The organism is Cyclobacterium sp. SYSU L10401 (genome assembly GCF_010993705.1).
Lineage (GTDB): Bacteria > Bacteroidota > Bacteroidia > Cytophagales > Cyclobacteriaceae > Cyclobacterium.
The window spans coordinates 267,313-285,336 of the sequence record NZ_WOFO01000003.1; the positions used below are offsets into that span (position 1 = coordinate 267,313).

20 protein-coding genes are annotated in these 18,024 nt (G+C 43.3%); 15 read left to right on the forward strand and 5 right to left on the reverse strand.

Annotated features, from left to right (window positions below; translation table 11 throughout):
• Positions 1-11: 11 nt before the first annotated feature.
• Both GL182_RS09020 and GL182_RS09025 read right to left on the reverse strand, forming a co-directional pair.
• Positions 12-1,370, reverse strand: a complete 1,359-nt coding sequence (locus GL182_RS09020; RefSeq protein WP_163379688.1) for an amidohydrolase family protein — start codon at positions 1,368-1,370, stop codon at positions 12-14.
• Positions 1,371-1,402: 32 nt separating this feature from the next.
• Entirely contained in the window at positions 1,403-3,067 is a 1,665-nt protein-coding gene (locus GL182_RS09025) for an amidohydrolase family protein (protein ID WP_163379334.1), read from the reverse strand.
• A 258-nt stretch (positions 3,068-3,325) separates the two neighbouring features.
• Between GL182_RS09025 and GL182_RS09030 the strand changes: the two genes are divergently transcribed.
• The 5 genes from GL182_RS09030 to GL182_RS09050 all read left to right on the forward strand — a co-directional run bounded on the left by GL182_RS09030 (position 3,326) and on the right by GL182_RS09050 (position 7,564).
• Positions 3,326-3,871 carry a class I SAM-dependent methyltransferase gene (locus tag GL182_RS09030; RefSeq protein WP_163379335.1) on the forward strand — a complete coding sequence of 182 codons (546 nt, stop codon included), beginning with the start codon at positions 3,326-3,328 and terminating at the stop codon, positions 3,869-3,871.
• Positions 3,872-3,909: 38 nt separating this feature from the next.
• Complete coding sequence (locus tag GL182_RS09035; RefSeq protein WP_163379336.1) at positions 3,910-4,968, forward strand: PA0069 family radical SAM protein; 1,059 nt, start codon at positions 3,910-3,912, stop codon at positions 4,966-4,968.
• Between the two features lies 1 nt (position 4,969).
• The gene (locus GL182_RS09040; RefSeq protein WP_163379337.1) at positions 4,970-5,221 is read left to right on the forward strand and encodes a DUF3253 domain-containing protein; all 252 of its coding nucleotides are present in this window, start codon (positions 4,970-4,972) and stop codon (positions 5,219-5,221) included.
• 15 nt (positions 5,222-5,236) lie between these two features.
• Positions 5,237-5,806 (forward strand): peptide-methionine (S)-S-oxide reductase MsrA, encoded by a 570-nt coding sequence (msrA, locus tag GL182_RS09045; protein ID WP_163379338.1) that lies wholly within the window; start codon positions 5,237-5,239, stop codon positions 5,804-5,806.
• Positions 5,807-5,893: 87 nt separating this feature from the next.
• Positions 5,894-7,564, forward strand: a complete 1,671-nt coding sequence (locus GL182_RS09050; protein WP_163379339.1) for a DUF6909 family protein — start codon at positions 5,894-5,896, stop codon at positions 7,562-7,564.
• Positions 7,565-7,587: 23 nt separating this feature from the next.
• On the opposite strand, the gene GL182_RS09055 is transcribed toward GL182_RS09050, so the two are convergent.
• From GL182_RS09055 to GL182_RS09065, 3 genes are read right to left on the reverse strand one after another with little or no spacing between them, the layout of a single operon-like run.
• On the reverse strand, positions 7,588-8,454 hold the full coding sequence (locus GL182_RS09055) for a tail fiber domain-containing protein (protein ID WP_163379340.1): 867 nt from the start codon (positions 8,452-8,454) through the stop codon (positions 7,588-7,590).
• A gap of 28 nt (positions 8,455-8,482) precedes the next feature.
• The gene (locus GL182_RS09060; protein ID WP_163379341.1) at positions 8,483-9,070 is read right to left on the reverse strand and encodes a hypothetical protein; all 588 of its coding nucleotides are present in this window, start codon (positions 9,068-9,070) and stop codon (positions 8,483-8,485) included.
• A 56-nt stretch (positions 9,071-9,126) separates the two neighbouring features.
• Complete coding sequence (locus tag GL182_RS09065; protein ID WP_163379342.1) at positions 9,127-9,735, reverse strand: hypothetical protein; 609 nt, start codon at positions 9,733-9,735, stop codon at positions 9,127-9,129.
• 608 nt (positions 9,736-10,343) lie between these two features.
• Between GL182_RS09065 and GL182_RS09070 the strand changes: the two genes are divergently transcribed.
• Genes GL182_RS09070 through GL182_RS09115 form a run of 10 tightly spaced genes read left to right on the forward strand, consistent with a single transcriptional unit; the run spans position 10,344 to position 18,000 of the window.
• Positions 10,344-10,940 (forward strand): DUF4255 domain-containing protein, encoded by a 597-nt coding sequence (locus GL182_RS09070; protein WP_163379343.1) that lies wholly within the window; start codon positions 10,344-10,346, stop codon positions 10,938-10,940.
• A gap of 2 nt (positions 10,941-10,942) precedes the next feature.
• Positions 10,943-11,800: a hypothetical protein gene (locus GL182_RS09075; protein ID WP_163379344.1), complete on the forward strand. Its 858-nt coding sequence runs from the start codon at positions 10,943-10,945 to the stop codon at positions 11,798-11,800.
• A gap of 11 nt (positions 11,801-11,811) precedes the next feature.
• Positions 11,812-13,785, forward strand: a complete 1,974-nt coding sequence (locus GL182_RS09080) for a phage tail sheath family protein (protein ID WP_163379345.1) — start codon at positions 11,812-11,814, stop codon at positions 13,783-13,785.
• Positions 13,786-13,818: 33 nt separating this feature from the next.
• Positions 13,819-14,247, forward strand: a complete 429-nt coding sequence (locus GL182_RS09085; protein ID WP_163379346.1) for a phage tail protein — start codon at positions 13,819-13,821, stop codon at positions 14,245-14,247.
• 2 nt (positions 14,248-14,249) lie between these two features.
• Positions 14,250-14,693: a phage tail protein gene (locus GL182_RS09090; RefSeq protein ID WP_163379347.1), complete on the forward strand. Its 444-nt coding sequence runs from the start codon at positions 14,250-14,252 to the stop codon at positions 14,691-14,693.
• Positions 14,693-14,842 carry a DUF5908 family protein gene (locus tag GL182_RS09095; protein WP_163379348.1) on the forward strand — a complete coding sequence of 50 codons (150 nt, stop codon included), beginning with the start codon at positions 14,693-14,695 and terminating at the stop codon, positions 14,840-14,842. The genes GL182_RS09090 and GL182_RS09095 overlap by 1 nt, the downstream gene beginning before the upstream one ends.
• Positions 14,843-15,538 carry a CIS tube protein gene (locus tag GL182_RS09100; RefSeq protein WP_163379349.1) on the forward strand — a complete coding sequence of 232 codons (696 nt, stop codon included), beginning with the start codon at positions 14,843-14,845 and terminating at the stop codon, positions 15,536-15,538. It begins immediately after the preceding gene.
• Positions 15,528-17,273 (forward strand): type VI secretion system tip protein VgrG, encoded by a 1,746-nt coding sequence (vgrG, locus tag GL182_RS09105; protein ID WP_163379350.1) that lies wholly within the window; start codon positions 15,528-15,530, stop codon positions 17,271-17,273. The genes GL182_RS09100 and vgrG overlap by 11 nt, the downstream gene beginning before the upstream one ends.
• A 6-nt stretch (positions 17,274-17,279) precedes the next feature.
• The gene (locus GL182_RS09110; protein WP_163379351.1) at positions 17,280-17,573 is read left to right on the forward strand and encodes a PAAR domain-containing protein; all 294 of its coding nucleotides are present in this window, start codon (positions 17,280-17,282) and stop codon (positions 17,571-17,573) included.
• Between the two features lie 16 nt (positions 17,574-17,589).
• Positions 17,590-18,000: a GPW/gp25 family protein gene (locus tag GL182_RS09115; protein ID WP_163379352.1), complete on the forward strand. Its 411-nt coding sequence runs from the start codon at positions 17,590-17,592 to the stop codon at positions 17,998-18,000.
• The last annotated feature ends 24 nt before the right edge of the window (positions 18,001-18,024 follow it).

Genomic DNA, 18,024 nt, shown 5'->3' on the forward strand with positions numbered 1-18,024 from the left:
AGAATGATTGCTTAGTGACGGTGGCCGAAAAGATTTCTGCCAAATCCTGTAAAATAGAAATCCACATCCCGCATACAGTTGTGGTGCTCTGTATGAAGAAAAATGGGTTCCAGTGTTTCTTCCGGGTCTACTTTTAATCGCTGATCAGCAGCATCATTTTCCCTGTCAAAATATTTGACACCATCTACCCAGGTCATTTGGGGTATGGCATAAATGGAGAGGGGATGCTTATCAAAGAGTACCAGATCTGCCTGCTTGCCTACTTCTATGGACCCCACCTGTTCGGCTATGCCCAGTTGTTTGGCCGGGTTGATGGTAATCAAGGCCAGGGCTTCATCATCTGTGAGACCTCCGTACCGCTGGGTCTTGGCTGCCTCATGGTACAAATGCCGGATCAGTTCATCGGAATCTGAATTGATTGAAGTGACTACCCCATTTTTGGTTAGGATGGCCGCATTGTAAGCCGTCGAATAGTAAACCTCAAATTTGTAAGCCCACCAATCAGCAAAAACCGATGCCCCCATGGTGTATTTGGCCAATTCAGGGGCAACTTTGAAACCTTCATTGACATGGGAAAATACAATCTTGTCAATGCCATACTCCTGGCAAACCTGAATCAACATATAAATTTCATCTGCCCGGTAGGAATGGCAATGGATAATGATTTCTCCTTCCAAAATGGCTACCAGGGTTTCCAGCCTGGAACTGTAAACAGGGGGGATTTGCTGCTTTTTGCTGTCATTTCCGGAAGCGTTCCAATCATCCCATACCTTTTTATATTGCAAGGCCTCTTCAAAGCCATTTCTGATAACAGCTTCTACTCCCATTCTGGATCGTGGTTGCAGGTTTTTTCCCCTACCATGAACCCGGGTAGGATTTTCTCCAAGGGCAAATTTGATGGTCCTTGGTGCTTCTTTCATGATTAGTTGATCCGGATCACGGGTACCGTATCGATGCTTTAAGGTGATATTCTGGCCGCCTATGGCATTGGCCGACCCGTGCATGGCATGGGAAATGGTAGTGCCTCCTGCCAGCGCCCGGTAAATACTTACATCAAAAGGATCAATTACATCTTCCATTTTAACTTCCGCAGTAATCGGACTACTCGCCTCGTTGATGACTTCAAGCGCCAGGTGAGAATGGGCGTCGATGATACCCGGCATCAAATATTTACCGGTTGCATCAATGGAAGGTATGCCATCGGGAGCCCTTAGCCCCGAGCCAATTTGGCGGATGATGCCGTCTTGCACCAGGACATCTGTATTTTCCAAAAGTCCATTGGTAATCGTCAGCACCTGGGCGTTTTTAATGAAAATATCACCTTTGCTGGCATTCTGAGCCTGGCACACCACTTTACTGCAGCAGATCATCCATAATCCTAAAAGAAGTATTTTTGTTTGCATTATTTTATCTCCGGTTTTTCCAGTTTCTTTGCCTTTACAGGGTAATTGCCATATCCTTTGATTTCCATGTTCCCTGAAAAACTTTCACCGGTCACATCTCCTGAAACCTTTACCTCCAATGTGTTTTCTCCTACTTCTACAGTAAAAGAAAAGGCGAGCGATGCTTCTGTAATGGCTGCATTTTTGATAGTTGAGGTTTTGATTCCACCACCCTGTGGATCATCATAGGAGACGGTCCCTGTCCATACTTTATCCTTGCGTGTAAGATTCCACTTTCCTTTTGATTTACCTCCTTGTGTTTCTGCTTCATATTCCCATACCATGTCTCCCTTTTTGATCTTATTTGACTTTTCAGAATAATCAAAAAGATATCCGTCACTGATTACCATGATTACCTTGGCTTTTTCAGAGAAGAGCGTGTCTGACATCAGTACCATATTGGCCATTTTGCCTTCAGAAAGGGTGCCGGCAATAGCTGATATTTTTAATATTTCAGCTGGATGTACAGTCAATGCAGCCAGTGCACCCTCTTCTGATAAACCATTGTCAATCATCAGTCTGATGTTTTTCAGAAAGTCGGTCCTGTTCAGGTGTTTGGTGGTAAACCCAAAAGGAACACCTGCCTGTTCAAATTTGCCCGGTAAGGAAAGTTTTTCGAGATATGCCTTTTTAGCCCGTTCTGTTCTATGTTGAAAATCAGCCCCTTTTTTATCCTCAGCAACATCAGAAAATTTATCTTCGGGTAAATCCAGGGTAAGTACCATACCCACTTGCTTTTCTTTCAGTAGGGGGATCAGCGATTCTCCTTCATTGATTCCGGTGATGATCAGGTTGAATTTATCCTGTTCCTGCATTTTTAAAGCCCTTCTGATATCCAACTCCCCTGTGCTTTCAATGAGTAGAGGTGTTTCTTTATTGAGGACCGGTATTAGTGCTTCCAATACAGGATCTTTCTCAAGACGCCGGAGGTCTTTTTGGCTGCTATACATTTGACCATGCATTTCATGAAGTCTGGCATTTTGAATAAGGTCTCTCCATTTTGCCATAACCCCCAGATCAGTATTGGGATAGACTCCACCCACAGTACTGAATTTAAAATACAAGGATTGATTATCTGAGAGGATATTGTTTCTGCTTTCATGCCCGTACATGACCAATGCAGCACTTCCTGGAAGCATTCCCTTACCTTTGGGTAGCTTTTGCGCCAGGGTAAAACCTAATTTCCTCCACTCTTTGTCGTGGGGGTTGTTTTCCTGGAAATGGTCTAGAGCTGAAAAATGGGGATGTATTCCCGCAATTTCGGGTATGGGTTGGGAGGGATCAAAATGTTCCGGCTTTTCCGGGATGGGAGGCTCTACCATCCCGGTTTTATTCGCCATATCGATAAAACCCGCATACACAAATAGTGAATCTCCTTTGATTTCCTGTGCTTCTGCCGGAATGGTGATGTTTTTACCTACAGCCTTGATTACCCCATCCTCAAATAAAAGATTTTGACCGGTTAATATTTTACCGGGGGATGGAATCAGGGTGGTGTTGGATAGGTAATAGGTTGCTGTTACCCTTCTGTCTCCGTTTCTGTCACTTTGGCCAAACAAAAAAAACGGGAACAATGACCACAAACAAAGAAAAGAAAATAAAATTAATAGGTTGAAGGCTCTCATTTCTGGAATTTTTCTATCCAATCAAAAACCAAAATAAAGGATAAAGAATGGAAAAAGTAAATTTATTTTTTAAATGTCAGAAATCAATACAGGAATGGTAGGCCTTGCGCTGTAACTTTTTTCCATAGGGAATTTCCCCTTTTTTGTGATAAAAGTGATTTTATGACTTTGATTTTAGTAACTTTGAAATTTATAATACATGATCAAATACGGTCAGTTTCGTTTTGAATATCGAAAAAAGATTAATCCTGCTATCAAATGAATAAAAGTTCGCTTTTTAAAGAGTTGTTTGTAAATATTAAAACTACCGGTGCGGTAACCTTCAGTTCCAGGTCCTTGGTAAATAAAATGTTGTCTTTTGCAGATTTCAAGGGCGCAAAGGTAATTGTGGAACTTGGAGGTGGAGATGGTAGCATTACCAAAGGGATCATTGACCGTATGGATAAAGATGCCGTATTGTATGTATTTGAAATTAGTGAACATTTTTGCCATAACCTGGATCGGCAGTACGGATCGGAAAATGTAAAAATCATATGTGATTCGGCAGAAAACATGGACAGACATTTGAATGGAGACCTGGTTGATTTGTTTTTGTCCTCTTTGCCTTTCAGCCTTATCCCAAAAGAATCCAGAACTGCGATTTATGAAAAAAGCAGTGTGATGCTTAAACCCAGTGGGTTTTTTATACAGATCTGTTACTCCTACCTGTTGAGGTTTCAGTTTGCTTCTTATTTCAGCAATATCAAAACCGCTTTTACCCTTAAAAACTTCCCTCCGGCATTTATTATTATATGTAATTCCTGAGGGCTAATATTCCTGTATTTTTTAATAAATTGCTTCCTATGAAGGGAGCAGATTTTAAGGGTAGGGGAACTGGCCTGCAGCCAGCTAATCGATTCGAAAAGGCCAGGTCAGTATTTGAACATATAGAAGGGATAGATATCCCCGAATATGAAGAAAATCCTTCGACACAATATATCCCTGTAAAAAGCAAAAGTGCTCTGAGTTCCAATGACAGCCCGGACCTGGCATTGAAATACAGCGTCAATGCTTACCAGGGCTGCGAACACGGCTGCATCTACTGTTATGCCCGAAACAGCCACCAATATTGGGGTATTGACGCCGGTTTGGGTTTTGAAAGTAAAATATTGGTAAAAAAAGACATCGTCAGGCAACTGAAACTTGAATTTGAGAGAAGTGGCTATGCGCCCCATCCCTTTATGCTTTCAGGGAATACCGATTGTTATCAACCAGCAGAAAGAAGATTTAAACTGACCGCCCAGATCCTGGAATTGTGTCTGGCATACCGACATCCGGTCAGCATCATTACAAAAAATGGATTAATAGAACGGGATATCGCCTTGCTCAGGGAACTTGCCCTGCATCACCTGGTGCATGTTTATTTTTCCATCAACCATTTGGATCCAAGCCTGAAGCTGCTGCTGGAGCCTCGTACGGCTACAGCACATCTCAAATTAAAGTTGATACGAAAATTTTCAGCAGAAAATATACCTTGTGGCATCATGGTTGCACCCATTATTCCAGGCATCAATAGTGAAGATGTGACTCAAATCATCCAGGCAGCCGGAGATGCCGGAGCCAAGAAAGCGGGGTATACAGTAGTACGCCTGAATGGTCAGGTCAGGGATTTATTTATAGATTGGCTGGATAGACATTTTCCCGATAGAAAAGACAAGGTGATGCACCAAATAGAGCAGCTACATGGAGGTCAGGCAAATGATTCCGTCTGGGGAAGAAGAATGAAGGGGGAGGGACTGTTGTCACAAACCATTGCAGGCCTTTTCAAGATAGCAGTAAATAAACATATAAAGTCAAATGGTCCTATGCCTGCTTTTGACCTGAGTCAATTTAGAGGAAATGGTCAAATGAAGCTCTTTTGATATGCCTGATTTACAGACAGATATATTGGTTCTGGCCACCATGGAAATGGCCAAAAGGAAGGAGGGCAGCGCTTTTGCTCCCGCAGAGGTGGTTCGCTGGCTATACCCCAATGATTGGGAGCATTTTATGGAAGAGGAGATGGAAGCTGTATGCTGGTTATTTCAACAGGGATTCTTGGAGATCCGGCAGGGTGGGATACCGGTGGATCCAAACTTTTTGACCGAAGAGCCTGTTACGCTTATTATAAAATAAATACTTATTCAACTCATGCAGGATTTACCGAAAACTCCCCTTCAAGTACCCAATAATAAAGCGGTAGCAACATTTGGAACAGGCTGTTTCTGGTGTACAGAGGCTGTTTTTCAAAAGTTAAGGGGAGTCGATACCGTTCAATCAGGATTCTCCGGAGGCCATGTTGAAAAGCCTTCTTATAAGGATGTGGTTACAGGCACAACCGGACATGCAGAGGTGGTGCACTTGATTTTTGACCCTGAACAAATCAGTTTTTCTGACTTGCTGGAAGTATTTTGGTACAGCCATGACCCTACTACCTTGAACCGTCAGGGAGCGGATGTGGGCCCTCAATACAGGTCAGCTATTTTCTACCATTCCCCGGTACAAAGAGAAGAAGCAATAAAAATGAAAGCATCCCTTGAAACAGACAAGGTTTTTGACCGCCCCATCGTGACGGAAATCACGCCTTTCTCCAACTTTTACCCGGCGGAGGATTACCACACCAACTATTTTGAGTTGAACGGAAATCAACCCTATTGTCAGTTTGTGGTTCGCCCAAAAGTAGAGAAGTTTAAAAAGCATTTCATAGAAAAATTGAAATAGGGATTTCCCTCATGCCTTTTTCGTGGCTCTCTTTAATCTGCAAAATATTATTTTGTAGATTTGTCAAATTTTTATCCCGCAAAAACCATGAAACGAACCAAAGCACAGGAGTCCAGGTCTGCCATAGAACGATTGTATATCACCATGCGGCATTTGTTTATGCGTGGGAACTACAAACCAACCGGGGTTTCCGGTGAGTCTTTGGTTCAGGCCCTATTGACCCTTAGTCCGGAAATATACGGGCTGGTCAATGACCCTGAAAAGCTGGAGCTCGAGGGCTTGCTTTACGTCATGGAACGGCTACCTCAGGGGATCGAAGAGTGTCGTTATATCCGATTGATCAGCAAAGAGGGCTATGAGGACTCTGGCTTCCCGGTTTTGGTGCCATCCAAAAGAAAGAGAAATTGCTACCGGGTGGACGAAGAACAAATGTACGTAGAAATGACCCGGGGGAAAAGTGACATTTACGATATCCTGACCCACCTTACCTTTCTTTTTATCGAATCTGAAAAAATTCGCAGGAACAGTACGGACCCCAAAGGCCGGATCAACCTCAACTGGAAAAAATTGAAGGAAATAGTAGATAAGGAAAATAGCGGGGAGGAATTCAATAAAGAGGCGGCGTGCTCCTATTTGACCCATCTTACCGGAAGAACTTTTGAGGAGTGCATAGCTGCAGTGCAAAAGTTCGAAAGTTCCCATAACAGCAACAGCTTGTTTTCCATTATTTTCCATATGGGTAGGCTTTCCATGGAAGAAGCTCTGGAAGGCAATGACCGGGAAATTTCCTTTTCTGCCACTTTAAGGGAAAGGGTAGGACATCATGTATATGGTGAAGCCTGGGCTAATGCCATAAAAAAGGTTTTGGATGAGGAAAACCTACTGGAGCGACCCATTCATGTCATTAGTGCCAACTTACACAGTGTGGTAAACACCATTTATGGACATCAGGTTTTGGGATTGGACAGTTATGAGGCCATTGAAGACATGGCCATGAAAATCAGTGTCAATGCTAAGTACAATAAAGGAAAGGAAATATTGGATTATGCCGGGAAGCATGGGCTGATTCCGGTTGCCGACACTTCCGGCACAAATATAGGTGTGCAGGTAATCGATACCGGAAAAATGAAGTCGGCAACCCTGTTGCCCGGTTTAGTACTGGAGAAGTCGGATAAGAAAAGACCCGTTCTGGTGGTGATGGATTACGCCTTCGGGGAACAAGCCTACGAATGCTTTGACGAACTTTTAAAGCCCTATGAAGTAGGTCAGCAAAAGGTCCCGTTAAACATTATTTCTACTGCCATTATGGGTAAGGCGGGGATTTTGGAAGGGAAAAAGGGTGACATCATGATACCCAATTCCCATGTATTTGAAGGCACGGCAGACAATTACCCATTTAAGAATGAATTGGATGCAGTGGATTTTGAAGGCTTTGGTTTGGATGTGTATGAGGGTCCCATGATTACCGTTCTGGGCACCTCCCTGCAGAACAAGGAAGTGCTGGGCTATTTTATGGAGTCTTCCTGGAAAGCCATAGGGCTGGAAATGGAAGGAGCCCACTATCAGAAAGCCATTCAATCAGCCAGTAAAATCCGAAACAGCATCCGCAAAAGTGTCAAAGTCATGTATGCCTATTATGCTTCGGACAATCCATTGGAAACAGGCAGTACCCTTGCTTCCGGTGCTTTGGGTATGGAAGGAGTAAGGCCTACCTATTTGATTACCTATAAGATTCTACAGCAAATAGCTAAGGGCTGAATATTATAGGAAAATGCCTGAGCTTACTTTAATCCAGGTTCAGGTCCATCTTCATTAGAATCTGCAAGGGCCGATTTTATCATTTCCAATTCCTCCCGCATGGCCTGAATTTCCTCCTTCAAGCGATCGTTGTCTTCGTCCAATTCCTTTACTGCATTTAGCAGGGCAAAAATGACAGGATCACTGCTTAAGGAAAGGTAACCTTGCTCGTATTCTCCTACTGCTTCCGGAATTACTTTTTGTACCTCCTGAGCTACGAGACCTATATGGGTTTTTTCAGTAGGCAAGTCCAGGGTGTTTGATGCTTTGTACCGATAATACACCGGATTCAATCCTTTGATGGCACTCAAACCTCTGGTATATTCATGTTGGATATCCTTGAGCCTGGCATCAGAGGCAGTGGCCCAGGTACCTCCACCCGGCTTTCCGGCTGTGCCATTGACATGCAGGTTAAACCCCGGGTTTGACACTTTAATCCCCACGCGACCGACACCCTGTACGGTAAATATTTCATTACCGTTGACCTTGTCCAGAAATGAAAACCTTGCTTTTGGATTGTTGACATGGAGCCTAAACCTCCCAGCTGTCACGCCCATTCCATACATATTATCCGAAGATTTATCAAATAGTGCCAATTTGGTATTGCCCAGGTCATCTCCCAGAGATAGCCTGGCATTTGGGGATGCTGTCCCGATACCTACCTGGCCCCTAAAATGGTTTTTGAATTCGGGTTGGATAAAATGATCCAGTTTTTTGGCTAGTGCGCTAAAATTGGCATTGATTTCCCTGGCCCTGGCCGGTTCGCCGGATTCAAATTCAAATGGCACTTGTGCCAATAATTCCGCAGAAACTAACAGGATACAAAGCTTAGTAATTATAAAATACTTCATGGTATGTGGATTTTTGGTGATATGGTAATTATTGCCATTGGCTTTCGTCCCAATTGGCTTCATCCCAAAATAAGGCATTAACCCCTTCATTGAAATCCTTATCCCCATTTTGGGTAAGATAGAATATAATTCCTGCCACTATCAGGACAAGTAAAGGAATGATAATCTGGGCTGGTTTTACAGTTGATGAGGAAGAATGATTGCCATTCTTTTTCGGGAAAAGTTCCTTTAGTGAATGTTCAATTTTTTTCCAGGCCTGCTCCCAATCTGCCCTTTCTCTAAGAGGAATCCTGTCTTCCGGAAAAAACACGAAATCTCCCTGTTCACCTTTTGGCCCGTCAACAAGGATCGCTAAGGCCTGCAGCCCGGGGTTTTTATGTTTCAGATACTTTAGTTTGTTCTGTATTACCGGTAGTTGAGAAGATATTTCCTCCGTCACCACAATCAAATATACATCCCCATCTCTCATCTTGTCAATGTTTTCAGCACTTGTACGCTGTTCATACCCTTCAATCCGATTTTCAGCTTGTAAATTTTCAATCAATTTGTTGATAATATCAGCATGAAAACCAGCATCATCGGTCATAGTAAGGTGTACCTTTTTAAAACTTTTCATAGCAACAATGGTCTTTAACCAGGATTTCATTTATACTTTAAAGTGGCTCATCCGTCTCATAAAAAGGTAAATACGGCAGCATAATATGGAATCATTTCGATAATAATAGGGGGCAGGTCCCCATCAGGTGGTGATTCATTAAAATAATGATCGTATACCAGGTATCCACCAATCAGAAGCAGTAGGCCGATAAAAAAATACAATAAGGGTCCTGTCAGGCTTTTATTTGCGCTTGTATTTTCTGTGGATGAAAAAGCAAGAAGTTCGCCAAGGCCCTTTCGGATCTGGTCCCAGGCCACATCAGGTTGGGGATGTTTATTGAGAGAAGATAGGTCCAGAGGAAAAGTCAGGTAATGATTATCCAATGAAACATCATCCACCTTTAGAACGGCTAGTTTTATTCCTGCCTTTTTTGGATTCAGATCATCCAGAAACCTTTCCAATTCGGCTGTTTTGCTTTTTAACCCATTGCTTAGTAAAATCACGATCAGGTCACCGGCTGTTGGTATTTTTGGAATGGAGGTGCTTGTAGAAAGGAATTCCAGGGTTGAAAATTCCTGAATCCTGTTTTCACGTTTAAAATATTGCAGGATTTCCAAAAGCCTGGCCAATTCCTGAGAGGCATCGGTAGAAAAGATCAGGTGAACCTTTGGTAGCTTTGCCATAATCATTCCTTTTTAAATGGTATTTTAAAGAGAAATATTACTCGTCTTTAAGCTGTTAAATCTTAATTTAATGATATTTTTTTTGGGGAGCAAATTAAAGAGGAGCTTTATCAAGCTATAAAATATAACAGGATAGATCTGAATTGCCATAGAAAGTTAAACAGAGAAAATTCGGTTTAAATGGCGGCCTGTGGTTGTGGAGCAACTGTTGCCACCAAACACCCTGCAACATTAAAGATTATTCATTTATAAATGAGCTCAACCGATTTAGAGAATCAAAAATCCAAGTTTAAATTTAAATTAAATAAGCTGGATGCGTCAATGAGGTTTTTTAAAAAGTAAATACTGTTTTTTCCATTCGATAAATTTAAATTCATGTTAGGATTTTAAATTTATTTATTTGAAATTTGAGTATGACAGTTTATTCATTTTGACCTGCCTTCAATGGCAGGTATTTGGATTCGGTTTAGGGTGATTTTCTTTGTGCATGATTGCTAATCACACTTAAATACGATCTTTTCTTCTGTATCCTTTTGTTTTTTCCTATCTTGATAAGGGCCAACATTTAAACAAAAGGTAGTTTCATTAAGTCCCGATTGAATTGAAAAATGGTTTTTGAAGTTTTTCAAATTTTAAGTGAGCAGGTGAATGCCTATTTCCAGGAAATTGGGTTGGAAGATTCCCAGTTGGTGATAGACAACATTGCTTTGGCGGAAGGCACTTCAGATGCTGCTGAGGAGATGCGGGACAGGGTAGTCCTTACCCTGGTAAACCTGCATGAAGAAGGAACCATGAAGAACCAGCCCAACCATCATATTAGAAATGATCAGGTGCAATACCGGAACCGGGTGATTCACCTGCACCTTTTTTTACTGTTTTCAGCCAATAGAAATGTCTATGGAAAATCGCTGAAGGATTTATCAGCCATCATTTCTTTTTTTCAGGGAAAGAAGCTTTTTACGCAGGCAAACACAGTATTTGACAGGGATCTTGATACCATGCAACAAGTGGGGGATTTTCGTTTTACGATGGAGTTGTATACCCCCACTTTCGAAGAATTGAATTTTATTTGGGGCACCTTGGGAGGAAAACAGTTGCCCTCCGTCTTGTATCAGTTAAATCTCCTGCCACTGGAAAGGGACCTGGACCAGGCAGCAGGACCTTTGATTCAAACGGTGCATTCAAATTTGAAAAACCAATCCTGATCATGTCTAATATACATTATACCACCCTTTTTTCCATAGATATCCTGCACGGGTATCATCTCAACAATGGGGAGGAACCTTACCTGGACATGAGCTTGGACAATCAGGAAAAAATGTTGGACCGATACGACTGGCAACAATTTCTTAATGTCAGGCCAACAGTTGAAACCCGAAAACATTTTCGGCGATTTCAACTTTTGAGTAAAAATACCGGCAAAAGTCTGCGGGTGATGGTAAGGGGCCTGGAGGTAAATTCACAAGATAGCTTCATCCCGTTGGAACAGGAACTGACCCTGGCTTTCCTGATGAGCTACCGTGACCCTTATTTCGAAAACTATACCGATATGAATTTCCTGTCCGGAGAAAAAATGTTTTTTAGCAATTTTCAGCCCCCGGCATTGGATGGCATAGATTTTCATCCCATTTCCCTGGAATCTACTGAAGAATATTTCTCTGATAGTTTCATCATTACCGAGGAGAGTTTTGACCTGTTGCTGGATACCTATGGCATAAAAGAAGCAGGAAATGACACGGCAGGTTTGATCCTGATCAGGATGCAGGGAGAGTCAGGCAACCTTAATGTGCTCAATGTCAACCATACCCTGAAAATAAATCCCACGGTCTTTAAAATCCATTTCTCCAACAGGAGTACCTATTGGAGATACTACCAGGCATCCAGTGATACAGGAGCTGAAACCAACCAAGCCAAGCCTCTGACCAAAAATGGATTTGTGCAGCTTTCGATAGATACAGATTTTGATGGTGACCCTGGAACAATCAGCCATTTACGGTTCCCCAATCCAGGAGTAAAACACATACAATCAGATGGAATCAATTACTATTCAGAAATAAATATTTAACAGGATGAATCATGGCAGCAAATTACAAAACACCAGGCGTCTATATTGAGGAGATTTCCAAATTTCCACCGTCCGTAGCACAGGTAGAGACCGCAATTCCAGCCTTTATTGGCTATACGGAAAAAGCAAGGGAGAAGGAGGCAGATACGACCGAAACCCTTTTGAATCAGCCCAAGCGGATTGTTTCACTTTTGGATTATGAAACTTTCTTTGGAGGACCAGATCCCGAATCCGGCATAAAAGTTCAGATTTCTGAATCGGAAGGCGAAAAATCCATTTTGGTAGAGGCACCTGATCCGGAGGATAAATCACCCTTTTTGATGTTTTATTCCATGCAGGCCTATTTTGCAAATGGAGGTGGTCCTTGTTATATCATTTCAGTGGGCGTTTATGATGATGCTGATCCTTCTTCTCCGGTAGACATGGCAGCATTAAATACTGGTTTACAAGAACTGGAAAAAGAGGATGAACCAACGTTGATCTTGTTTCCGGATGCCATTTCCCTGCCCGAACCAAGTCAGTTTTATGCTGTCTATAACAATGCGCTTTCCCTTTGCCGGAAAATGAGGGATAGGTTTACCATCATTGATACCTATACGAATATCATGGAAACGGAGATTTCTTTGGATACAGGTGTCCGCGAATTAATTGCCTCTGATCTGGAAGAAAAAAAATATGGCGCCGTTTATTATCCTTATGTGGAGACCATTCTCAACTACAGTTACGATCCGGATCAGACCGAAATCACCCACCTGATTACCGATGCCTCTCCTGTTTCAGACATTTTGGAAGAAGTGGATGATATTTTAGAGGAGGCGGAGAGTATCATGACAGATTTACCGGGAGAACTTACTGCTTTTACCGACGCCAACGCAACCATTCAGACGGATTCAAATGAAGATGCGGTAACCAATAAGGCAAACGTCATTGACCCCCTACAGGACATTTTAGGAGCTTTGAATGAATTTTCCAGCCTGATGGCGGAAGTCGTAGAAGACACGAATAATGTGGCGGCATTGGCTCAGCCAACAGATGAAAGCCTGGCTACGGTTGCCACGGAGGCAGCCAATGCCCTGAATGATGAATTGGAAGAGGGAGCAGCCCTGCCTACTTTTATTTCAGGGCTACAGGGCCATCTGGATATCCTAAACCAAGACGTGGATGGAACGGCCGTAAAACAGGCATCTGCTGATGCCAATACCAGCGTTACAGGAACAGATATAAATACCCTGCTACAGGGGATCCTTGATTTGATCGATCCCCCTATTTTGGATGCCCTGCTGGATATTGAAGAGCTGGATATGGAATCCGAAGGGGCTTTACATGACCTGACACTTAGTGAGGTGGAGGAAATCGACAGCAGCACCTATAATAAAATTAAAAATGAAATCAACCGGCTCAGGGTAATATTGCCTCCTTCTCCGCTTATCGCCGGAGTATATGCCCGCGTGGATGCCAACAACGGGGTATGGAAAGCGCCCGCCAATGTATCCCTGAAATATGTGGTCAAGCCAACGGTAAAAATCACCAATGACATGCAGGACAGGTTGAATGTGGACACTACCGCTGGCAAGTCCATCAATGCCATCCGATCCTTTACGGGTAAAGGCACCTTGGTTTGGGGCGCGAGAACACTGGCCGGGAACGACAATGAATGGCGTTATGTCTCGGTCAGGCGCTTTTTTAATATGGTGGAAGAATCCGTGAAAAAAGCAACAGAACAATTTGTATTTGAAGCCAATGATGCCAATACATGGGTAAAAGTAAGGGCTATGATTGAAAATTTTCTCATTCAGCAATGGCGTGCCGGCGCCCTGGCAGGTGCCAAACCGGAGCATGCCTTTTATGTTAGGATAGGGCTGGGGCAAACCATGACTGCCATGGACATATTGGAAGGTAGAATGAATGTAGAGATCGGTATGGCGGTAGTAAGACCAGCAGAATTTATCATCCTGAAATTTTCTCATAAAATGCAGGAATCCTGATGTATACAATGAACCTTTTAAATGTAACAAACCATGAGTTACCCCTTATCTAAATTTCACTTTCAAGTAGAGTGGGCTGGAACCAATATCGGATTTACAGAAGTTTCCGGTCTGGATGTAGAGACAGAAGTCATCGAATACAGGCATGGTGCCAGTCCGGAGTACAGCAAGACCAAAATGCCAGGCATGCAGAAGTTCAGCAACATTACCCTGAAAAGGGGGACTTTTGCCAGCGACAATGAATTTTATGATTGGTGGAATTCGGTTCAGCTCAATCAGATCGAAAGAAGAGATATAACCATTTCCTTGTTGAATGAAGAACATGAACCTGTGGTGGTCTGGAAGGTGAAAAATGCCTGGCCAACAAAGATCCAATCAACAGACCTGAAAGCAGATGGCAATGAAGTGGCCATAGAGAGTATGGAATTGGTTCATGAAGGGCTCAGCATTCAAAATGACTAAATATGGCCTATGATTATCCTCCGGTAGGCTTTCATTTTTCTGTCAGCTTTTCCGGTCTGGACGGAGAGGAAAATGATACCCATTTTCAGTCAGTTTCAGGATTGACGGTGGACATGGACACAGAGGAATATGCAGAGGGTGGCGAAAACAGGTTCAAGCACAAGTTTCCTGTAAAAACCAAATATGCCAATTTGGTGCTGAAAAGGGGTTTGATGGTGGGTTCGGAATTGATCAATTGGTGCAGGGATGCGCTGGAGAATTTCGAATTTTCACCCAAAGACCTTACCGTACAATTGCTGAACGAGGAGCATGAGCCCTTGATTACCTGGAATGTTGTACATGCTTTTCCTGTAAAATGGTCGGTAGATGATTTTAATGCACAGGAAAGCAAACTGGTCATAGAAACCCTCGAATTTTCCTACCAATATTTTAAAACAATTGAATAATGCCTGTAGAGATAAAAGAATTGCACATAAAAATCCATGTCGGCGAGCCGGGAAAGAAGAAAAAAGGGAATGTAACCGGAAAGGAAGAATTAGTAGCCCTATGTGTGGAGCAGGTGATGGAAATTTTAAGGCTTCAAAATGAAAGGTAAATGAGCGAGGGTAAATTGGAAAAATTGAAACTGGTCGCTTACAGTGACCCGGAGTTCAGCGAAAAGGTGGCTGACGGGGAATTTACTACCTTATTGAATCCGGAAAAATACATCTATCAATATAAAATAGATCAAAATGAGGATCAGGCTCCAGGTACGAGTGCTGCGCCTACCCGTTTTAACAAAAAGCTTCCTGAAGAGCTCGACCTTGAATTTCTTTTTGACCGAACGGGGATCGTCCCTGGAAAGGAACGCACCGAGGATGGTGTCATTGATGACATAGAACACTTTAAAAAAGTAATTCTGGATTATAATGGTGAGCAGCACAAACCCAATTATGTCATGATCTCCTGGGGAAGTTTGCTTTTCAAAGGATGCCTGACAGAGATGACATTGGAGTTTAAGCTTTTCCGACCGGATGGCACTCCCTTGCGCGCTTTGGCGAAAGCCAAATTCAAGGGTTTTGTTGAAGACAATCTCAGGGCGGCCAAAGAAAACAACAGTTCGCCGGACCTGACCCATTTCCGGATTGTAAAGGCAGGTGAAAATCTATCTCTGATGTCGCAAAGGATATACGGAGATCCAAAATATTACCTGGAAGTAGCCCGAGTCAATAAGCTGATCAATTTCAGAAGCCTTAAACCCGGGCAGGTACTCTATTTTCCACCCATTCAAAATCAAGCCAATGCCCAATAATGATGTCATACAAACCGGAAGAAGCTCAGATTTGGTCACTTTTGAATTGATTGTTGATGGGGAAACTTTGCCGGATACGATTCATGTACAAAGCTTAATGGTCCAAAAGGAAACTAACAGGATTCCCTATGCGAATATCAGCATTGTAGATGGCGATGTTTCACTTGGAGATTTTCCCTTGAGCAATACTAATACCTTTATACCGGGAAATGAGATAGAATTACTGGCCGGATACCATTCGGATAATACACTCATTTTTAAAGGAATCATCGTTAACCATAAATTAAGAGTCAGGGACGGCAGGCAGGAACTGGTCATGGAGTGCAAGGACAAGGCCTACAAGATGAATGCTAACCGAAATTCGGGGTATTTCTATGAACAAAAAGATAGCGACCTGATGGAACAACTGATTTCCCGAAACGGATTGGAAGCCGATATAGAGACTACCCATTATTCGCATCCCGAACTGGTTCAATACCAATGTACAGACTGGGATTTTCTCGTAACGCGGGCACAGGCCAATGGAAAGGTAGTAACAGTTGAGGGGGGAAAGGTGCTTGTGGCCAAACCTGATTTGGGGCAGGAAAGTATAGAGACGGTTACCTTCGGTGCCAATATTTTGGAATTTGATGCCGAAATGGATGCGAGAAATCAGGTGGAAAGTGTGGCTTCTATGGGCTGGAATGCTGCAGATCAGGTGATGGAAAGAATAGAAGCAAATGATCCTGGAATAAGCCTTAACGGCAATCTTTCTCCTTCAAGCCTGGCAGATAGGCTGGGATTGGGTCCGATAGAATTGAGGAATGGAGGCCGGATGGCTGAAGTAAGCCTTCAGGACTGGGCGGATTCAAAATGGTTGATGCAGCAATTGGCAAAAATCAGAGGTAGGGTTAAATTTCAGGGCATACCACAGGCGCTTCCGGGTAAATTAATCGATCTCAGAGGTGTGGGGGATAGGTTCTCCGGAACGGCTTTTATTTCGGGTGTCAGGCATCAGCTGGCGGAAGGAAACTGGACGGTGGATGTTCAATTTGGATTGGACCCTGAATGGTTTGCTGAAAAATATCCCATTCATGCCCAACCTGCCTCCGGCCTGTTCGGGGCCGTAAAAGGGCTTCAAGTGGGTAAAGTGTCCCAACTTCAGGATGATCCCGAAGGTGAAGACAGGATTATGGTGACCCTCCCGATTATCAACGGGGAAGAACAGGGGGTTTGGTGCCGGTTGGCTTGTCTGGATGCTGGAAATGAAAGAGGCATGGTGTTCCGACCTGAAATCGGGGATGAAGTAATTGTTGGATTCATCAATGAGGATCCCAACCAAGCTGTGGTATTGGGATCCCTGCACAGCAGTAAAAACCCCTCTCCAATAGACATGGCAGACGATAACCATCAAAAAGGCTATACTTCGCGGGAAGGGATAAAGATCATGATTGATGATGAAACCAAGACCGTTTCTATTGAAACCCCAAATGGAAAAAAGTTTGTCCTGGATGAAGATGCTGACCAGGTGGAGATGACTGATGATCATGGCAATTCGGTTATTCTTAACGCCAATGGTATTGCAATAGAAAGTGCAGGAGACCTGAGCCTGAAATGCAGTGGTGACCTGAGTTTGGAAGGGACCAATGTAAAAACCAAAGCCCAGGCAGAATTTACAGCTGAGGGATCTGCGGGAGCCACCATTTCCAGCAGTGCTACTACCACGGTTAAAGGATCTTTGATACAAATAAATTGATGCGATATGGGAATGCCGGCAGCTAGAATTACAGATATGCATATTTGTCCCATGGTCAACCCCGGAGGGGTACCTCATGTGGGAGGGCCTGTAATGCCCCCCGGAGAGGCCACGGTATTGATCGGAGGAATGCCCGCTGCCAGGGTGGGGGATATGGCCACCTGTTCCGGACCACCCGATACCATAGTGGCCGGCTCCTCTACGGTATTCATTGGTGGAATGCCGGCAGCACGAATGGGAGACAGCACCTCCCATGGCGGGTCTATCGTAGCTGGTTTACCCACAGTTTTGATTGGATAAAATAAATTGATCTCATATGGATGACGAAATGGAGTTTTTAGGTAGAGGTTGGAGTTTTCCTCCTGCTTTCGACGATAAGTCACAATCGGTGGAAATGAGTTCAGGGGTCGCAGATATTCAGGAAAGCCTTTGGATTTTACTGTCTACCCGGCTTGGTGAGCGGGTGATGCAGCCCAAATATGGCTGCCAGCTGGATGAATTGCTATTCAGTCCCCTTAACCGAACCACCATTACCTATGTGTCCGAACTGATTCGTACAGCCATATTGTATCATGAACCCAGGATTGAAGTGGAAAAAATTGAGATAAAAGAAGCGGAAACGGTAGCAGGGAAAATACTGATTAAATTGACTTATATGGTAAGGGGAACCAATTCCAGGTCAAACCTGGTCTATCCTTTTTACCTCAATGAAGGAAATGCCATTTAAAAGGAATGCAACCCGATAACCTAC